Source organism: Trinickia violacea, from assembly GCF_005280735.1.
GTDB lineage: Bacteria > Pseudomonadota > Gammaproteobacteria > Burkholderiales > Burkholderiaceae > Trinickia_A > Trinickia_A violacea.
This window is the reverse complement of record NZ_CP040077.1, coordinates 2768286-2786837: the sequence shown is the minus strand read 5'-3', so window position 1 is coordinate 2786837 and position 18552 is coordinate 2768286. Positions and strand designations below refer to the sequence as shown.

The following is an 18552-nucleotide window of genomic DNA, read 5'->3' as shown; positions in this document are numbered from 1 at the left end:
TGCGCCGCGCCGCCATCATCGACCCTCAGCCGCCGCGCGCCTGACCGAGCTTCGCGATCTCCTCGTCGCGCAGCGTGCGCCGCAGGATCTTGCCGACGTTGGTCTGCGGCAGCGAATCGCGAAACTCGACGAGCTTCGGCACCTTATAGCCCGTCAGATGCTTGCGGCAGTGCTGGATCACGTCGTCGGCCGTCATCGGGCTGCGCGCGACGATGAACACCTTGATGCGCTCGCCCTGCACGTCGTCGGGAATGCCGATCGCCGCCGCTTCGCGCACGGCCGGGTGCATCGCGAGCACGTCTTCGATCTCGTTCGGATACACGTTGAAGCCCGACACGAGGATCATGTCCTTCTTGCGGTCGATCAGGCGCACGTAGCCGTGCTCGTCCATCACGCCGATGTCGCCGGTTGCTAGCCACCCGTCGGCGTCGAACGTCTTCGCGGTTTCGTCGGGGCGGTTCCAATAGCCCTTCATGACTTGCGGCCCCTTCACGCACAGCTCGCCCGGTTCGCCGATGTCGGCCCAGGTGCCGTCGACCTTCTTGAAGCGCACCTGCGTGGACGGCGCGGGCAGCCCGACCGAGCCGTCGAACTCGCGCTGCGCCTTCACGCTGACAGGCGTCATCGTGACGATCGGCGAGCATTCGGTGAGCCCGTAGCCTTCGACGATCGGCTTGCCCGTCACGGCCTTGAAGCGCTCGGCGACAGCGCGCTGCATCGCCATGCCGCCCGCCATCGCGAGCTTGAGCTTCGAGAAGTCGCGTTGGCGGAACTCCGCGTTCTCCAGAAACGCGTTATAGAGCGTGTTGACGGCCGTGATGCCGGTGAACGTCTCGTGACGCAGGATTTTCATCACGCGCACGGTATCGCGCGGATTCGCGATGAGGATGTTGCGTCCGCCGAGGCCGAGAAAGATGAGGCCGTTCACGGTCAACGAATAGATGTGATAGAGCGGCAGCGGCGTGAGCACCGTTTCGACATCGCCGGAGAGTTCGCTCTCGGCCCACACCTTCGCTTGCAGCAGGTTCGCAATGATGTTGCGATGCGTGAGCATCGCGCCTTTCGCGACACCGGTCGTGCCGCCTGTGTATTGCAGGAACGCGAGATCGGCGTGCGTGAGTCGCACGGGCGCGAACGGCCGCTTGGCGCCGAGCGCGAGCGCCTGCTTCAGACGCACCGCCTGCGGCAAGCCATACGCGGGCACGAGCTTCTTCACGTGCTTGAGCACGAAGTTCAGGAAACGCCCCTTGAGGTTCAAGCCGTCGGCGAGCAGGTCGCCGAGCGCAGTGACGATGACGCGCTTGATCTGGGTGCCCGGCAGCGCGTCTTCGAGCGTCTTCGCGAAGTTCTCGAACACGACGATGGTCTGCGCGCCGCTGTCCTTCAGCTGATGGGCGAGTTCGCGCACGGTGTAGAGCGGATTCACGTTGACGACGATCGTGCCCGCCTTCAACGCCCCGAACAGCGTGACGGGGTATTGGAACGTGTTCGGCAGCATGATCGCGACGCGGTCGCCTGGCTTGACGCCCACGCTCTGCAGATACGCGGCGAATGCTGTGGCCTTGCGTGCGAGCTCGCCATACGTGAGGTTTTCGCCCACGCTCACGAACGCGACGCGCTCGCGGTACTGCGCGGTGCAATCGTCGAAGAACTGCGCAACCGATTGATAGCGGTTGACGTCGATCTCGTGCGGCACCTCGGGCGGGTACGAGGCGTACCAGATGCCGTCGGTATTGGGCGCCTTCGCTGACGACGCGGATGCGGGTGTCGACGCGGGTGTCGACGATGTGGCGGTGGGTTCGGTCATCTCTGTCTCTCGATGGGTTCTCGTGTTCAATTTTCGACGATGGCGACCACGCCCTGGCCGCCCGCCGCGCAGATCGAAATCAACCCGCGCGCCGTGCCCGCGGGCTTGCCGAGTTGCGCGAGACGCTTCGCGAGGCCCGCGACGATGCGCGCGCCGGTGGCCGCGAACGGATGGCCCGTGGCGAGCGACCCGCCGTCGACGTTGAGCTTGGCGCGGTCGATCTCGCCGAGCGGGCCGGGCAGGCCCAGCTGCGTGCGGCAGTATTCGTCGTCCTGCCAGGCGGTGAGCGTGCACAGCACCTGTGCGGCAAACGCTTCGTGAATCTCGTAGAGATCGAAGTCCTGCAGCGTGAGTCCGGCGCGCGCGAGCAGGCGCGGCACCGCGTAGGCGGGCGCCATCAGCAAGCCTTCTTTCTTGTCGACGAAATCGACGGCCGCCGTTTCCGAGACCGAGAGATAGGCGAGCACCGGCAGCCCGCGCTGCGCGGCCCACTCTTCGCTCGCGAGCAGCACGGCGGCGGCGCCGTCGGTCAGCGGCGTCGAGTTGCCGGCGGTCAGCGTGCCCGCGTCGCGGTCGAAGGCGGGCTTCAATTGCGCGAGGGTGTCGAGCGTGGCGTCGGCGCGCAGCGTGTTGTCGCGCGTGAGCCCTTTGTAGGGCGTCATCAGGTCGTTCATGAAGCCGCGCTCGTAGGCGGCAGCGAGCTTCTGGTGGCTTTCGAGCGCGAACGCGTCTTGAGCCTCGCGCGCGATGCCCCAGCGCTTGGCCATCAGCTCGCAATGCGCGCCCATCGAGAGCCCCGTGCGCGGCTCGACGTTGCGCGGCAGTTGCGGGCTCACGAACATGCCGGGCCGCAGCTTCGCGAGCGCGCCGAGGCGCTCGCCCGCCGAGCGGCTGCGGTTCGCTTCGAGCAGAATCTCGCGCATCTGTTCGTTGACGCCGATCGGCGCGTCCGAGGTCGTGTCGGCGCCGCCCGCGATGCCCGCGTCGATCTGGCCGAGCGCGATCTTGTTGGCGACGAGGATCGCCGCTTCCAGGCTCGTTCCGCATGCCTGCTGCACGTCGTAGGCGGGGGTTTCCTTCGCGAGCGTGGTCGACATGACCGCTTCGCGCGTGAGATTGAAGTCGCGCGAATGCTTGATGACGGCGCCCGCCGCGACTTCGCCGAGCCGCGCGCCGTGCAGATCGAAGCGGTCGACGAGCCCTTGCAGCGTGAACGTCAGCATCTCCTGGTTCGAGGCGCGTGCGTACGCCGTGTTCGAGCGCGCAAACGGAATCCGGTTGCCGCCGACGATGGCGACGCGCCTCACAGCGGGACTGACAGCGGGAAGCGGGCGGGGCATGCGGGGCTCCTCCATGGTGGGGATGGGCTCACATCGACATAACGATTCGAATCGACTTTAGATTCCAGCGCGTGCTTCATTGAGTCTCCCAGCGGAAGCGTCCGCACAGATGCGGTTTGTCGCCGGCGACGTCGCGCACTTCGAATTCGCGCTCGCCCGGGCCGCGCGACGCGCTCCATAACGACGCCTCGCCCGGCAGGTACATCGGCCGCTTGAACTCGCCGTCGAGCTCGGCCGACGCGAGCGGTTTGGGCGGCTGGAACAGGGCGGCGGTGCGCGCGAGCGTCCACATGCCGTGCGCGATCGCGCGCGAAAAGCCGAAGACCTTCGCCGAGAGCAGGCTCAGATGGATCGGATTGAAATCGCCCGATACCTGCGCGTAGTCGCGCCCCAATTGCGCGGCGAGCTGCCAGCGCGTCTCACGCGCGAGCGCGGCGCGCTCGATCGCGAGCGGCGTGAAGCGCGCGCCTTGCGCGGGAACGTTGCGCTTCAGATAGAGGCTGTCGCTGTCCCATACCGCTTCGCCGCGCCGGTAGATCCGCGCCGACATCAAGAACGCCTGGCCGCGCTCGTGCTGGATGAGCGGCCCGCACTCGACTTCGACGCGCAGCGTGTCGTCGAGCTCGAGCGGGCGGCGCAGGCGCACGCTGTTGGCGAGATGCACGAGACCGAGCGCGGGCCAGGCAAACGCGGGCTCGGTGAGCAGCATCAGATGCAGCGGGAACGCGAGCAGATGCGGGTAGGTGAGCGGCACGCCGTGCTCGGGAATGAAGCCGCAGACGCGCGCATAGCGTTCCATCGCCGCGGGGTCGAGCTTCGCGGCCGGTATCACGAGGCGCGTCGCGGGCAATTGCGCTGCGCGGTTGCGCTTGATGAGGCCCGCGATCACGCGCGCGTACAGCACGTGCGGCGCCGGCGCTTTCTCGACGACGACCGTCTTCACGCGGCGCGGCGCCTCGCCAGGGTGACCGGTTCCGGCGGGCTTGAGCCATTCGCTCATGTCGCTCGGCCCTCTCACGCGCCGAACAGGCTCTGGCCGCATACGCGCACGACCTGGCCCGTGATGCCCGCCGCGCCCGGATGCGCGAGCCACGCGATCGTCTGCGCGACGTCGCCGGGCTCGCCGCCTTGGCTCAGCGAATTCATGCGACGGCCCGCTTCGCGCAGCGCGAACGGCATCTTCGCGGTCATGTGCGTTTCGATGAAGCCGGGCGCGACCGCGTTGATCGCGATGCGCCGCTCGCGCAGCCCGCCCGCCAGGCACTGCACGCGGCCGATCACGCCCGCTTTCGACGCCGCGTAGTTGGTCTGCCCGACGTTGCCCGCAATGCCGCCGATCGACGAGACGGCGACGATGCGCCCGCCGTCGCGCAAGGTGCCGCGCGAGAGCAGTTCCTCGTCGATGCGCTCCTGCGCGGCGAGGTTGACGGCGATGACGTTCCGCCAAGCGTCGGCGGTCATCTTCGCGATGGTCTTGTCCTGCGTGATGCCCGCGTTGTGGACGACGATGTCGACGCCGCCCATCGCGTCGAGCGCATCCGCGATCTGCTGCGGCGCTTCGGGCGCGGCGATGTCGCAATCGATCGCGGCGCCGTCGATGCCGTGCATCGTCACCGAGAGCGTGTCGTGCAGCGCCTCGATATCGAGGCCGGCGACGCGCGCGCCAAGATCCGCGAGCGCCTGCGCGATCGCGGCGCCGATGCCGCGCGCCGCGCCCGTGACGAGCGCGCGCCGGCCGGCGAGGGGTCGGGTCCAGTCGTCGATGGCGTCGATCGTGGCGGCTTCGATCCGCACCGCCTGACCCGATACGAACGCCGAGCGCGGCGACAGAAAAAAGCGCAGCGTCGCTTCGATGCCGTCTTCCGCGCCATCGCCGACGTAAATCAGATTCGCCGTGATGCCGTGCCGCGCTTCCTTGCCGAGCGAGCGCACGAAGCCTTCGAGCGCGCGCTGCGCGGTCCATTGGCGCGGATGGGCGCAGCGCTCGGGCGGCCGGCCGAGCACGACGATCCGGCCGCATGCCCCGAGCGAGCGCAGGGTGTCGTGGAAGAACGCATACGCGGCGTCGAGTTGCAGGCTGTCGGCGATCCCGGTCGCATCGAAGATCAAGGCGGCGACGCGTTCCTGCGCGCTCGCGTTGGGCGCGACCGGGGCAAAGCGCCCGCTCATCGACTGACGGCGCTGCGCAATCGCGAGCCACGCCAGCGCTTGCTCATGCGCCACGCTCGTCATGCCGATGCGCTCGAGCACGCCGGCCAGCACCTCGAACAGACTCGGCGCCGGCCCCGCGCCGATCGCCGCGATGCCGCCGAATTCCGCTTCGCGCTGCCCGATCCGGTAGCGGCGCAGCACTTCGGGCTGGGGCAGGCCGAGCGAGCGCACGACGCGTGCGCCGAGCGGCGAGTTCACGAAGTTGCGGTAGGTGTCGTTCATGGCGTCGTCGTGTCGTCTTCTTTTGGGGCGCGGGTGGCGGCTTGGCGTTGGGTCGGCGCCAGGTCGGCGTCTATTGTCGGCGAGTTGCTTGCGGTTGCGCCAGTCCACCGCGTCGCGGCGGAATCGCGGCGTGTGTGCGCGAGCGTTTCATGCGATCAGCTCGCCCGACTTCGCAAGCGCTTCGTGACGCTTTTGCAGCGCTTCGAGAAGGTCGAATTCCGGGCCGAAATCGTCGACCTTGACGACGAGTTCGCCGTAGCGCGCGTAGTCGTCGAGCGCTTGGCGTTCGTCGGCGTCGATGAGTCCCTGTTGCTGCGCCGCATCGGCCCATGCCTTCCATTCCTTGAAACTCTGGGGCATCGGCGCGAGCTGGCGGCGCTTTACCGCGTCGCGCAAGCGGTGCTCGATGGCCGCCACGCGCGGCGTCAGATGAAACAGCCGCTCGCCGTAGCCGAGCGGATCGACGGCGGCGTCGGGCACGTACGAATCGGCGACCAGCCGCTCGCGTGCGTCGCAAGGCGTCTGCACGAGTTCGGCGACTTCGCTCGCGAGCGCGTCTCGAGGCGGACGCAACGGCATGCCGAGCGGAAACACGCAGGCGCGCAGCAGTATCGCCAGGCGCCGTTTCGGAAAGTTGGCGAGGACGCCGTCGAGCGCCTGCTGCGCGGCGTACAGTGCGTCCTCGACGGCCCAGCGCACGAGCGGCAAGTCGGCTTGCTGGCGTCCTTCGTCCTCGAAGCGTTTGAGCGTCGCCGAGATCAGGAACAGTTGCGAGAGCACGTCGCCGAGCCGCGCGGAGATCCGCTCGCGGCGTTTGAGATCGGCGCCGAGCGCGAGCATGGTGACATCGGCGACCAGTGCGAACGCCATCGAAAGCCGTGTGGCCGAGCGGTAATACGCGGCGAGCGGCGCGTATGCCTCGGCGGGCGCCGAGATCGCCATACCCGCCGTGATGCCGTAGACGAACGCGCGCAACGCATTCGACGCAAGAAAATTCGCGTGCCCGAAGAGCGCATCGTCGAAATCCCGCAGCGCTTTCTCGCGATCAGGCTCGCGCGCCGCGGTCATTTCCATGAGCACATACGGATGGCAGCGGATCGCCCCCTGCCCAAAGATGATGAGGCTGCGTGTGAGGATGTTCGCGCCTTCGACGGTGATCGAAATCGGCATCTGCTGATAGGGGCGCGCCAGAAAATTCGACGGCCCCATGCAGATGCCTTTGCCGCCGATCACGTCCATGCCGTCGTTGATCACTTGGCGCGTGCGCTCGGTGATGTGGTACTTCGCGATCGCCGACAGGACCGACGGCTTCTCGCCGAGATCGACCGCTTGCGCGCACAAGCGCCGCGCGGCGTCCATCAGATACAGATTGCCGCCCATGCGGCCGAGCGCTTCGTGGATGCCTTCGAACTTGCCGATCGGCGTCCTGAACTGCCGGCGCGCGGCGGCGTACGCGCCGGTGCCGCGCACCGCGAGCTTCGCCATGCCGACGTTCGACGACGGCAGCGAGATCGCGCGGCCCGCCGCGAGACACTCCATGAGCATGCGCAAGCCGTTGCCGACTTGCGCGCGTCCTCCGATCACCCAATCGATCGGAATGAAGACGTCGTTGCCCGAGTTCGGGCCGTTCTGAAACACCGCGTTGAGCGGCCAATGGCGGCGCCCGATCACGACGCCGGGATGCGTCGCCGGAATCAGGGCACAGGTGATGCCGGGTTCGTCGCCGGGGCCGAGCAGATGGTCCGGATCGAGCGCGCGAAACGCGAGCCCGAGCACCGTCGCGATCGGTCCGAGCGTGATGTAGCGCTTCTCCCAGGTGATGCGAAAGCCGAGTGTCTCGCGGCCTTCGAAGGTGCCGCGGCAGACGATGCCGACATCGGGAATCGCGGCGGCATCCGAGCCCGCGTAGGGGTTCGTCAGCGCGAAGCAGGGGATCTCGTCGCCGCGCGCGAGTCGCGGCAGGTAGTGATTCTTCTGTTCCTCGGTGCCGTAGTGCATCAGCAGTTCGGCGGGACCGAGCGAGTTCGGCACCATCACCGAGACGGCCGCCGCCGACGAGCGCGACGCGAGCTTCATGACGACCTGCGAGTGCGCGTAGGCGGAGAATCCTTTGCCGCCATAACGCTGCGGAATGATCATGCCGAGAAAGCCTTGGCTTTTGAGGTAGCGCCACGCTTCTGGGGAGAGGTCTTGCCAGATCGCGGTGCTGTCCCAGTCGTTCGCGAGATCGCACAAACGCGTGCATTCGTTGTCGATGAAGGCTTGTTCTTCCGGGGATAGCGTCGCGGGACCGTACGCGAGCAGGGCTTCCCAACGCGGGCGGCCGGAGAAAAGCTCGGCGTCCCACCACACGGTGCCGGCTTCGATCGCGTCGCGCTCGGTAGCCGACATCTCAGGTAAGAGACGGCGATACGCTTTGAGGGCGCGCTCGGAGAGCCACGCGCGGCGCAGGGGCTTCGCGGCGAGCACGACTGCGGGCAGCGCGAAGACCGCCGCCAGCACGAGCGCGGCGCCACGGCCCGCCGCGCCGCTCAGGTGGACGACGCTGACCCACACGGCCGTCGCCGCCAGCCACCACGTCGCGCGAGCGCGAAAGTAGACGAGTGCGGCGCTCGCGACGGCTAGCGCCGCGAAGAGCCATGCCATGAGCGTGTCTCCCTGCGAAGAGCAAGCGGGCGGGGCGGGCTTGGCGCGCGCCCCGCAGGCTCGATGCTCGGACCCGGGTTCGGACCTGAAGCGAACTCAGGCGGCTGGACGGGAAGCCGGCATCGTCGAGCCGGGCGGCGGCGCAAGCGGTTCGTCGCTGGGGGGCAGCGATGGGGGCATCGAGGCGGCCTCTGCCTGCGGTGCAGCATCTTCCGTTCCCGGCGTCTCGGCGCTTGGCGCGAAAGCGCTCGCGTTGCCGCCGTTGCTCGCCAGGCAGTTCTCGACGTTATCGCCCGCGTCGCCGAGCACTGCGGCGAACGCGGCCAACTGCGCCGCGTCGGGCTGAGGCGCCTTGAGCGCCGCGACGATCAGCGAAGCGAGGCGCGCGATCAACTGCAGGTCGTTCATCGACTTGCCCTGCGAGAACTCGACGATGAGGCCGTCGGTGTCGCCGCCCGCGAGCATCCCCGAAAGCGCGCCGATCGCGAAGTGCAGCCGCCAGCCGAGTTCTCCGCGCGGCAGATGCGGCAACGCGCGCTGGAACGCATCGAAGAAGCGCTCCGATACCGACGCGTAATGCCGGCTCAGAAAGTCGCGGATGAACGAGGACGGATCGGTGTACGCGCGCCCCAAGAGCCGCAGGAACGCGCGTCCGCCCGTGCGCGGCTCGCGAGAAAGATGCAGCGCCGGAATGAACATCGCGCCGAGCACGTGCTCGCACGTCAGGTGCGAGCCGAGCAGCGTGTCGAAGCGGTCGAGCAGCTTCAGTCGCTCTTCGTTCAGCTTGTCGAGCCGGCGCGAGAGCATCGCGTGGATCAACGCTTCCTTGCTGCCGAAGTGATAGTTGACGGCGGCGAGATTGACTTCGGCGCGCGACGTGATGTGCCGCAGCGACATCGCCTCGTAGCCGCATTCGATGAAGAGATCTTCGGCGGCATCCAAGATGCGCGCCTTCGTGTCGCCGGCGAGCCGGCTCGGTGTGCGAACTGCCATGTGCGCCTCCCATGCCGGTTGCCCGGCCGCGTACAAGCATTCAACTGTTTAACGATCTAATTCAAACACCTGTTTTTTATAAGATACGGATCGATGCGTGATTACGGCAAGGCTTGTTTATCGACAGAGTCCTCTAGACCGCTCAAGCAAAGAGTCAAGAAACCGCTTGCCCGAACGTGCACGCATCGCTTCATGCTTGCCATAGCAAAAGGCGCTATGGCAAAGCGCTTTTTGCTTTCAAACGACACGTCAAGCTGTCGATTTGACGTGCTCTGCCGATAGCTGCATATCGATGCCGCGCCGCTCGCGGCTGAACAAAATCAGCACCGCGATGATGACCGCCACGATGCCGCAAGTGGTCGCGAGCGCCAGCGCATAGTTGTTGTCGTGACTCTCGGCGAACGCGGACTGCATCGGAGCATTGCCGGACGCGAGCAGGTTGCCGAGCTGATACACGAAACCGGGGAACGTCGCGCGGATTTCATCCGGCGAGATCTCGTTCAAGTGGACGGGAATCACGCCCCATGCGCCTTGCACCGAGATCTGCATCAGGAACGCGCCGATCGCAAGCGTGACGGCCGTCGTCGAGAAGGCCCAGACCGGCAGCACCGGCAGCGCGATCAATGCGGCGATGAAAATCGCGCGGCGCCGGCCGATCTTCTCCGAGAGCGAGCCGAAGAACAGGCCGCCGACGATCGCGCCGATATTCAGCGTGATCGCGATCAGCGACACCGTGTGCGGATCGAAATGATGCTGCTTTTGCAGGAAGGTCGGATAGAGGTCTTGCGTGCCGTGCGAGAAGAAGTTGAAGCAGGTCATCAGCACGATTGCGTAGATGGACAGCTTCCAGTTTTGCTTGAGCGTCTCGACGAGGCCCGGACGCGCGCGCTTTTCCATCGTCTTCCATACGGGCGACTCGGGCACGCTCGTGCGGATGTACATCACGAGCAGCGCCGGCGCGACGCCGACGAAGAACATGCCGCGCCAGCCGATGTATTGGTAAAGGATGCCGTACACGACCGAGGCGAGCAGATAGCCGCTCGGGTAGCCCGCTTGCAGCAGACCGGAGACGAAACCGCGCGAATGCGTGGGCACGGTTTCCATCGTGAGCGCCGAGCCGACGCCCCATTCGCCGCCCATCGCGATGCCGAACAGAAAGCGCAGCACGAGCAAGGTCGTCAGGTTCGGCGAGAAGCCGGAGAGCAATTCAATGAGCGAGTAGCAGGCGATGTTGAGCATCAATGTCGGACGCCGGCCGAACTTGTCGGCGAGCCGTCCGAAGATCAGCGCGCCGATTGGGCGCGCGGCGAGCGTGAGTGTCAGCGCAATCGTGACGTCGGTGATCTTGGTATTGAATTCGGCGGCGATGTCCTTGAATACGAACACCATGAGGAAGAAATCGAAGGCGTCCAGGGTCCAGCCTAGATAGGCCGCGATTGTTACGTTTCTTTGTTCGCGCGTCCAGCTCATATCATTGTTCTCCAGAGTCTCCATGTGGCCCGGGCTGGGTGGGGCAGCGCCATCCCCCGGCACGCCCCCGCAATTGGGCACGAGCGAGTGTACGCCGCTGCTTAAGCGGTTGCATGGTTCATCAGTGATTTCTTAGTAATAATCCCTAGCCGTGTTTCACAATGACAAAGAAAGCCGCAAGCGTTGTTGGCTAAACGTAATTTTTAAAGCCGAGCCAAGCATGTAGGTTGCTAATGGCTAAAGCACGGCATGCGCCAATTGCAAGCGTGCGCTGTTGGCGCAATGCAAAGCTATGCGCTTGCGCACGGAGTTTTAGCGGTTCGCTTAACCGTTCTCTTTTCCGATTCATGCAATGACATCGTTTTCGCCAACGTCAGCCACGCCCGCTGACGACCTTTTACCGGTGTTCGACACCGGCCGTCTGTGGCTGCGCCCACGCACGATGGCGGATCTCGAAGCCTGCCTGGCGATGGACCGCGATCCGGAGGTGACGCGTCATATCGCCGGTCCATGGGACGACCCCGTCAAGCACAGGGCGTTCGTCGAGTACCGGATGACGCGCGCGTACCCGCGCGGGCTCGGTTATTGGTCGATTTTCGAAGCGGCCACGCCCGAGCGCTTCATCGGCTGGGTGCTCCTGATTCCCGATCACGGGGCGGGGCCCGAAGTCGAGATCGGCTGGCGGCTCGTGCGCGATGCGTGGGGAAGGGGGATCGCGAGCGAAGCGGCGCGCACCCTCATGCGGCACGCGTTCGAGACGGTGAGGCTGCCGCGCATCGTCGCCGATATCGCGGCGGAGAATGCCGCCTCGCGCCGGGTTGCCGAGAAGCTCGGCATGCGGCGCGTGGGGGAAGTCGATAGCGACGGCAAGCGTTATGTGCGCTATCGCTTAGTGCGGGAGGATTTGGGTTAGCGGACGATGAGCGCCACGGTTGCGATGCCGAGCGCCGTCATGATGAGCGAGCCGCACAAGTGGATCGCGACTTCCATGCCGGCCCAGCCGAGCCGGCCTTGCTGCAGCTGCGCGACGACTTCCGCGGAGAACGTCGAGAACGTGGAGAGCCCGCCCATCAAGCCGGTTGTTACGAAGAGCCGCCACTCGGGCGCAATGTTCGGCAGCTTGGCGAACCAGGCGACGGCAACCCCGATCACGTAGCCGGCGATCAGGTTCGAAGCGAGCGTGCCCAGCGGCAACGCGGGGAACAGGCTGTTGAGGCGGAGGCCGAGCACCCAGCGGGCGAGCGAGCCGAGCGCGCCGCCGATGCCGACGGCGAGGATGGACCAATACATGTGAGATTCCAGACAAGGTTGAGCAGCCGGGAGCGCGGTGCGTGCGAGTCGCGTGTCGCGGCGCGGCTCCTGGGCGGGCTGGCCGGGAGTCTAGCATTGCCGGATACGCGAATGGCGGCGGCCAGGAGCGGGTGCTACACTCGATCGACCCCCACCTCGCGAATGTGCCTGCAGGATCGCGCGCTGCGTTCGTTCACGCCGATCCATCGGAGTGCGCCATGAAAGGCAGCCAGTTGACGATGTACGCGGCGAACCAGAGCCACCGCAAGAACCATAAGACCGTGGTCGGCTGGATTCTCGACGAAACCACGAAAGCGGGCATTCAGGGCGCAACGGTCATCGAAGTGACCGAAGGATACGGCACGCACGGCAAGCTCCACGCGGCGCGCTTTTTCGAATTGGCCGATCAGCCGGTCGCGGTGACGGTCGCGGCCGAAGACAGCAAGATCGACTTGCTGCTCGACATCTTGCGGCACGGCGGCGTCCGCCTCTTCTATACGCGGTACTCGATCGAATACGAGGTGCTCGGGGCGTAGGGGCTGTCGCGCAGGCGAATTTCGCCAAGCGCGTGCAAGCACCGCACTGCATGGGACAAGGAGAAGAGCATGAACTCGACACCCAGGCTCTTGCATGACCGGTTTCTATTCGACGCTGCATTCAACGAAGTGCGCGACATTGACGCGCCCGTGCACGAGGGGGCGATGTTCGGCTGTCCGGCGGCCTTCGTCGGGCGCCATATCGCGTTCTGCGTGTACGGTAGCGGCCTCGGCATCAAGCTGCCTGCCGAACGCGCGGCAGCGCTCGTGCAAAGCGGCCGCGCGTTCGCGTTTCAGCCGTATGGCCGCTCGGCGATGAACGAGTGGGTCGAGCTGCGGATCGAGCGCGACCGCGTCGACGAGATCGCGCCGGTGCTGGCCGAGGCGATTCGCTTTGCGCAGCGCGATCAAAGCGGCGCTTAGCCGCCGAACACGCGTGGCGTGCGGGAGGGGGTCGTGAACGGCTATCAACTGACGTTCTACACCGAGCAAAATCGCAAGCACGGACATCAGACCGTCTGCGAATGGCTGCTGCACGAGGCGCGCCGGCTCGGTATTCGCGGCGCGACGGTCATCAGTGCCGCTGAGGGCGTCGGGCACGCCGGCGCCCATCACGCGCCGCACGTGCTCAAGCTGGCTGACCAGCCGCTGCAGATCATCCTCGCTGTGACCGGCGATGAGGCCGAGCGCATGCTGGCCATCGTTCGAGCGGAGAACGTGCACGTTTTCTACACGCGCTTTCCGATCGAGTTCGGCGTGATCGGCGATGACGACAGCGACGAAGCGCAGCCGCACAAAGCGCACAAAACGTTTTCGCTGATCGGACGATCGTAGGCGCTGAGTCGAGCGTTGAGTCGAGCGCTGGGTCGTGCACTCAGTCTCGCATTCAGTCGCGCAGATGCGCGCGAATGCGCTCGGCCAGCGCTTCCAATTCGGCGGCATCGGCGACCACGCGCGCGTGCATCCGCAGCGGCTGATCGGCCCAGCGCGGGATCACATGGAAGTGCACGTGCTCCACGGTTTGGCCGGCGGCGCGTCCATTGAACTGCCCGACGAAGACGCCATCGGGCGCAAGCGCCGCGCGCACGGCCAGCGCGACGCGCCGCACCACGCGGATGCTCGCCTCAGCGCCCGCATCCGACAAATCGAAAAGCGTGGCGGCGGGTTCCTTCGGCACGACCAGCACGTGGCCGTCCGATTGCGGCATCAAATCCATGAAGGCCATCACGTCGCCGGTTTCGCAGACCTTCACGCAAGGGGCGTCGCCGCGAAGGATTTTGGCAAAGGGGTTGTTGGGGTCGTAGGTCATGGTGAGTGCGGGGCGGACCAGGAGTGGCGGTGCGGGACATTATGGAGCAGCTCGGGCCCGTACCGCACACAGCGCACACAGCGCACACAGCGCACACAGCGCACACAGCGCCCGCATGCGAGCGTCACTTCATATCCCGCGCCACGCGAAATCCGTTCTCCGAGTAGCGCACGCTGCCGTCGTATTTAAAGCGTGTCGACGAGAGCATGTAGCTCGCGTCGTCCTTCCATGAGCCGCCTCGAATTACGCGCGCTTCGCACATCGGTTCGTCCCATGAGCGGCCGTCGGCCGGTGCGTTTTTGAACGAGCTGTGCCAGCAATCGCTGACCCATTCCCACACGCCGCCGTTCATGTCGTAGAACCCGTAGGGGTTGGCCGCGAAGGTGCCGACGTCGGCCGGCGCGTCCGGATGCCAAGGGTCGCCGCAGTCCTTGCAGTTCGCATTGCCCTTCTTCATCGTGTCGCCCCACCAGTAGCGCGTTGCCGTGCCGCCGCGCGCCGCGTATTCCCATTCCGCCTCGGTCGGCAAGCGATAGGACTTGCCGCTGATTTTCGTCAGCCACTTCAGATATTGCTGCGCGTCGTCCCAGCTCACGTCGCGTACCGGCGTATTCGGGCCCGAGTTGTTTTCGTTGGACAGCTGCGGACAGGCTCCCGCACTCACGCAGGCTCTCCATTGCGTGACCGTGACCGCGTATTTCGCGAGCGCGAACGGGTGGCCGATCGTCACGTGATGCGCGGGCTTTTCCGATGGGTCATCGGTGTTGTTGCCCATCGTGAACGCGCCGGGATTGAGCGCGATCAGCGCAGGGCACGCTGGGCAGTCCTTGATTTCCTGCACGCCGGCGGCGGCGGGTTTGGCGGGCGTTGCAGCTGCTGTGGGTGCCGTGCCGTAGGGCGCTTGCGCATTCTTCGCAGGCGCAGGAACAGGGGCCGGTGCGGGGGCGGGTGTGGGGGCAGGTGCGGGCGGTGCCGCTTGAGTTTGTGCGGCAGGCGGATGTGCCGCTTGTCCCGTGGATGCCGCGGATGCCGCCGCGCGCAACCGTTCGAGGCGCGCTTGCGCGAGCGGCACGAAGCGGCCGTTCGGATACGCCTTCAGATACGCCTCGTAATCGCCCGGGTACGTGCTGTTCTTGATCGAATCCCAGAAGGTGATTTCGTATTGTTCCGAGCTGTCTTTGGGCAGCACGCCGGCGTGCGGACTCCCTGGCCACGCGACGAGGAGCGATGCGAACAGGCATACCGGCAAGAGTTTTCGCCACATATTCAGTCTCCTTGTATTCGGCATCTCGCATCCCCATCAACAACGATAGCAGCAGATTTCGAATAAAGACGAGCGAATAGTCCGCGCTTGAAGGCGCGTCATGCATGGGTATTAGCGAGAATAGGGTTGTTGCCAGCATCGCGAGGTAGGGTTCGCGCGCGTTACGTCCTAAGCTATTAATCGCGACCCGAGGGCAAACCCGGGGCGGCACGAAGCAGTGAAGTACGCGAAGCAAAAGTCGGAAAGGGAGGCACGGTCATGCACAGAAGAACGATGCTCGTGGCTATCGCCGCCACGCTTCCCTGGGCCACCGGCGCGATGCTCCTGCCGCGCCCGGCGTTGGCCGGGCCGACCCCGTCGCCGACCGGCGCCGAGGTGTACATCATCTGGCCGTATGACGGCTCGGTGATTACCGGCGGCAAGTTCTGGGTGCGCATGGGGCTGCGCAACATGGGTATCTGTCCGAAGGGCGTCGATCGGCCCAACACGGGGCATCACCATTTGCTGATCGACACTGATCTGCCGCCGATGGATCAGCCGATTCCATCCGACCGGAATCACCTGCATTTCGGCGCCGGCGAGACCGAGGCGCGCATCGAGTTGCCTCCCGGCAAGCACACGCTGCAGCTCCTGATGGGGGACTTCAATCACGTGCCGCACAACCCGCCGGTGTATTCGCAGAAGATCACGATCACCGTCAAGTAGCGGGGGGCGCCTGGCCGGGCGCGCCGAGCGGGCGCGGCCTCGGGTCGGACTCGTCTTGAATCAAGAACCGGGAGTCAACGCCATGAAGAAGGGAATTGCGTTCGCCGCCGCCTTGCTGATCTCGCTTAGCGTTGCCAACGTAGGTAGCGTGGCTAACCTGGCATATGCCGGCCCCACGAAGGCCGATCCGCACGCCGTCGTCTATATCGGCTGGCCCAACGACGGGCAGGTGCTGCCCGCAGGCAAGCCGTTTCGTGTCTGGTTCGGCCTGCGCTACATGGGGGTGGCGCCGGTGGGCGTGCAGTTTCCGAACACGGGCCACCATCACTTGCTAGTCGATACCGATCTGCCGCCGATGGATCAGCAGATTCCATCCGACAGAAATCATCTGCACTTCGGCGCGGGCCAGACCGAGACCACGCTCGAGCTGCCGCCCGGCAAGCACACGCTGCAGCTGCTGATGGGCGACTTCGACCACGTGCCGCACAATCCGCCGGTCTATTCGAAGAAGATCACGATCTACGTGAAGTGACATGAAGTGACACGAGTGCATTGGCGCGAGAGGTGTTGCCGCGACAGCAACACCTCTCGCGTTGCATGTTGGTCCCGCACTGTCACATCGTCGATGTCGCGCTGTTCACATCCGTCCTTCCGATTCGTTCTCCTAGCCTGCCAAGCCCAGCATTGACGGGCGTTTGCGCGTTTTCGCGCGAACGCGTGCGCATGCTTGGCACACCCTATGCAGTATAAGGCTCGAGCCCGCAACACTTGCAGCTCAATCCACCGAAGCCTCTCTCTCACATTTGGAGAACTGTCATGAAGACCTTGATGATCGAAGACCTCGCCGTCGCTAAAGAACTCGACGCCCGTGAAATGTCCGCCGTGCGCGGCGGCTACCTGCCCGGCCTGTATCCGTTTCCGTCGTACTACCCGTCCGTGCATGTCGACACGACGAACTTCAGCGCCGCGCAATCGATCGGCCAAAGCAACCTGATCTCGAACAACGTTGGCAACGACGTGGCGTTCGCCTCGGACATCAAAGGGACGGTCAACCCGTCGCAGACCGCTAAAAACACGATCGATTTCCACTAATGTCGACGGGCGTCGCGACAGGAGGTAGTGCTTTAGCACTTTCTCCTGTCCCGGGCAAAGCCGTTTAGGTTGCACCGCAACCTAAACGGCTCGCTAGGGGCCGACACACAAGCAAGTTTCTTAGCACTTCCACCTTCTCCCCGCAGCACCCCAACACCCCCCGGAGCAGACCATGAACCCCTCAACCGCCTCCGCCCGCGCCCAAATCCATATCGGCCTAGCACATGCGTTCCTCAAGCACGCACTAGCCGCCGGCGTTTGCGCAACGGTGTTGTGCGGCTGCATGGATCTGAGCATCCCCGACTACAAGCGGCCCGACATGCCCGCCAAGGATTCGTGGGCGCATACGCAGCGCCCGGTGTCGGCGGCGGATACGGTCAACCCGGAATGGTGGAAGGCATTCAACGATCCGTATCTCGACGCGCTGGTGAAAAAAGCGATCGACGGCAACGTCGATATCAAGATTCTTGCGGCCCGCATTCAGGTAGCCGGGGCGCAAATCGGCGAAGCGCGCGCGGGCGCCCTGCCTTCGGCCGATCTCGGCGCGGGCGTCGACTTCGAAAAAACCACGGGCGCGCCGCTCACGAAGACGATCAACCTGGGCTCGCAGGTCAATTGGGACATCGACATCTGGGGCAAGGTCGAAAAAAGCGTGCAGGCGCAGAAGGCCGAATATCACGCGTCGGAAGCCGACTGGCGCGCGGGCTATCTGACGCTCGTCGCCGGCGTGTCGAGCACCTACTTCCTGCTTCTCCAATTCGACGACCAGATCGCGCAGGAGAAGAAGACGCTCGACAAGAACCAGCAGATTCTCGCGATCGATCAAACGATGTACGCGAACGGTGTCGTGCCGCAGACCGAAGTGCTGCGCCAGAAGGCGGAAGTCAACGGCATCGCGAGCGAGCTGATCGACCTGCAGCGTTCGCGCGATCTCGCCGAGAACGCGCTTGCGACGCTCGTCGGCGTGCCTGCCGGCGAATTCAAGGTGCCCGCCGGCCACCTGCAGGATCGCGTCAAGGTACCGGACGTGCCGATGGGCTTGCCCGCGCAATTATTGTCGCGGCGGCCCGATGTCGTCGCCGCGCAGTACCGCATCCTCGAATCGTACGATCAGATCGGCGCCGCCAAGCTCGCCCAGTTGCCGACCATCAGCCTGACGGGCCGGGGCGGCACGGCGGCGTTCAAGCTCTCCGATCTGTTCAAGGCATTCACGTTCAGCTTCCTGCCCAGCATCGATCTGCCGATGCTCGACCCGGAGGTGAAGGCGCACATCAAGACAACCGAGGCGCAGAGCCAGGTTGCCGAGCAGCAATACCGGCAGACGGTGTTCGCCGCGTTCGAGGAAGTCGAGAACGCGCTAGTGAATCTCGACGCGCACAAGAAGCAGCGCATCGAGCTGACGCAGCAGAACGCGCATCTGCGGGTGGTCGCGACGCAGATCGAGGCGCAGTTGAAGGAGGGCGTCGTGTCCCAGCTCGAAGTGCTCGAGTCGGAGCGCACGCTCGCATCGGCCGAACTCTCGCTGCTGCAGAACCAGCAGCAGATCCTCACCGACACCGTGACGCTCTACAAGGCGATCGGTGGCGGCTGGACCGACGTGGTCGTGCAGAACGCGAGCAACGGCAGCAACGACAGCGCCAATTGACTACCGTGACGCGTCGCCTACA

The 18552-nt window shown here is 65.3% G+C and carries 18 protein-coding genes; 8 read left to right on the top strand and 10 right to left on the bottom strand.

All coding sequences use genetic code 11. The features are described 5' to 3' along the window. Positions 1–25 precede the first annotated feature (25 nt). From FAZ95_RS12605 to FAZ95_RS12575, 7 genes are all read right to left on the bottom strand, one after another. Positions 26–1807, bottom strand: coding sequence for an AMP-binding protein (locus FAZ95_RS12605; RefSeq protein ID WP_137332767.1), 1782 nt, complete (start codon positions 1805–1807; stop codon positions 26–28). 26 nt (positions 1808–1833) lie between these two features. Beyond that, the gene (locus tag FAZ95_RS12600; protein WP_137332766.1) at positions 1834–3147 is read right to left on the bottom strand and encodes an acetyl-CoA C-acetyltransferase; all 1314 of its coding nucleotides are present in this window, start codon (positions 3145–3147) and stop codon (positions 1834–1836) included. A 76-nt stretch (positions 3148–3223) separates the two neighbouring features. Beyond that, positions 3224–4147: a MaoC family dehydratase gene (locus tag FAZ95_RS12595; protein WP_137332765.1), complete on the bottom strand. Its 924-nt coding sequence runs from the start codon at positions 4145–4147 to the stop codon at positions 3224–3226. A 14-nt stretch (positions 4148–4161) separates the two neighbouring features. Further along, positions 4162–5580, bottom strand: coding sequence for a 3-oxoacyl-ACP reductase (locus FAZ95_RS12590; protein WP_137332764.1), 1419 nt, complete (start codon positions 5578–5580; stop codon positions 4162–4164). Positions 5581–5727: 147 nt separating this feature from the next. Then, on the bottom strand, positions 5728–8226 hold the full coding sequence (locus FAZ95_RS12585) for an acyl-CoA dehydrogenase (protein ID WP_137332763.1): 2499 nt from the start codon (positions 8224–8226) through the stop codon (positions 5728–5730). 96 nt (positions 8227–8322) lie between these two features. Next, on the bottom strand, positions 8323–9219 hold the full coding sequence (locus FAZ95_RS12580; protein WP_137332762.1) for a TetR/AcrR family transcriptional regulator: 897 nt from the start codon (positions 9217–9219) through the stop codon (positions 8323–8325). A gap of 249 nt (positions 9220–9468) precedes the next feature. Continuing rightward, positions 9469–10689, bottom strand: a complete 1221-nt coding sequence (locus tag FAZ95_RS12575; RefSeq protein ID WP_137332761.1) for an MFS transporter — start codon at positions 10687–10689, stop codon at positions 9469–9471. A gap of 352 nt (positions 10690–11041) precedes the next feature. Between FAZ95_RS12575 and FAZ95_RS12570 the strand changes: the two genes are divergently transcribed. Further along, positions 11042–11602, top strand: coding sequence for a GNAT family N-acetyltransferase (locus FAZ95_RS12570; protein WP_137332760.1), 561 nt, complete (start codon positions 11042–11044; stop codon positions 11600–11602). On the opposite strand, the gene crcB is transcribed toward FAZ95_RS12570, so the two are convergent. Beyond that, the gene (gene crcB / locus FAZ95_RS12565) at positions 11599–11979 is read right to left on the bottom strand and encodes a fluoride efflux transporter CrcB (RefSeq protein ID WP_137332759.1); all 381 of its coding nucleotides are present in this window, start codon (positions 11977–11979) and stop codon (positions 11599–11601) included. The two genes, FAZ95_RS12570 and crcB, sit on opposite strands and share 4 nt — an antisense overlap. 218 nt (positions 11980–12197) lie before the next feature. Between crcB and FAZ95_RS12560 the strand changes: the two genes are divergently transcribed. The 3 genes from FAZ95_RS12560 to FAZ95_RS12550 all read left to right on the top strand — a co-directional run bounded on the left by FAZ95_RS12560 (position 12198) and on the right by FAZ95_RS12550 (position 13349). Continuing rightward, entirely contained in the window at positions 12198–12515 is a 318-nt protein-coding gene (locus FAZ95_RS12560) for a DUF190 domain-containing protein (protein ID WP_137332758.1), read from the top strand. Between the two features lie 69 nt (positions 12516–12584). Next, positions 12585–12938 carry a hypothetical protein gene (locus tag FAZ95_RS12555; RefSeq protein ID WP_137332757.1) on the top strand — a complete coding sequence of 118 codons (354 nt, stop codon included), beginning with the start codon at positions 12585–12587 and terminating at the stop codon, positions 12936–12938. A 33-nt stretch (positions 12939–12971) separates the two neighbouring features. Beyond that, entirely contained in the window at positions 12972–13349 is a 378-nt protein-coding gene (locus FAZ95_RS12550) for a DUF190 domain-containing protein (protein WP_137332756.1), read from the top strand. A 52-nt stretch (positions 13350–13401) separates the two neighbouring features. Here FAZ95_RS12550 and FAZ95_RS12545 read toward each other — a convergent pair whose 3' ends face one another. Continuing rightward, positions 13402–13824 (bottom strand): HIT family protein, encoded by a 423-nt coding sequence (locus FAZ95_RS12545; protein WP_137332755.1) that lies wholly within the window; start codon positions 13822–13824, stop codon positions 13402–13404. A 124-nt stretch (positions 13825–13948) separates the two neighbouring features. After that, positions 13949–15088, bottom strand: coding sequence for a formylglycine-generating enzyme family protein (locus FAZ95_RS12540; RefSeq protein WP_137332754.1), 1140 nt, complete (start codon positions 15086–15088; stop codon positions 13949–13951). Between the two features lie 258 nt (positions 15089–15346). On the opposite strand from FAZ95_RS12540, the gene FAZ95_RS12535 reads away from it, so the two are divergent. The 4 genes from FAZ95_RS12535 to FAZ95_RS12520 all read left to right on the top strand — a co-directional run bounded on the left by FAZ95_RS12535 (position 15347) and on the right by FAZ95_RS12520 (position 18530). Beyond that, positions 15347–15793: a DUF4399 domain-containing protein gene (locus tag FAZ95_RS12535; RefSeq protein ID WP_137332753.1), complete on the top strand. Its 447-nt coding sequence runs from the start codon at positions 15347–15349 to the stop codon at positions 15791–15793. Between the two features lie 82 nt (positions 15794–15875). Beyond that, positions 15876–16325 (top strand): DUF4399 domain-containing protein, encoded by a 450-nt coding sequence (locus FAZ95_RS12530; RefSeq protein WP_137332752.1) that lies wholly within the window; start codon positions 15876–15878, stop codon positions 16323–16325. A gap of 284 nt (positions 16326–16609) precedes the next feature. Then, positions 16610–16885 carry a hypothetical protein gene (locus tag FAZ95_RS12525; protein WP_137332751.1) on the top strand — a complete coding sequence of 92 codons (276 nt, stop codon included), beginning with the start codon at positions 16610–16612 and terminating at the stop codon, positions 16883–16885. A 172-nt stretch (positions 16886–17057) separates the two neighbouring features. Further along, positions 17058–18530, top strand: coding sequence for an efflux transporter outer membrane subunit (locus FAZ95_RS12520; protein WP_137332750.1), 1473 nt, complete (start codon positions 17058–17060; stop codon positions 18528–18530). The last annotated feature ends 22 nt before the right edge of the window (positions 18531–18552 follow it).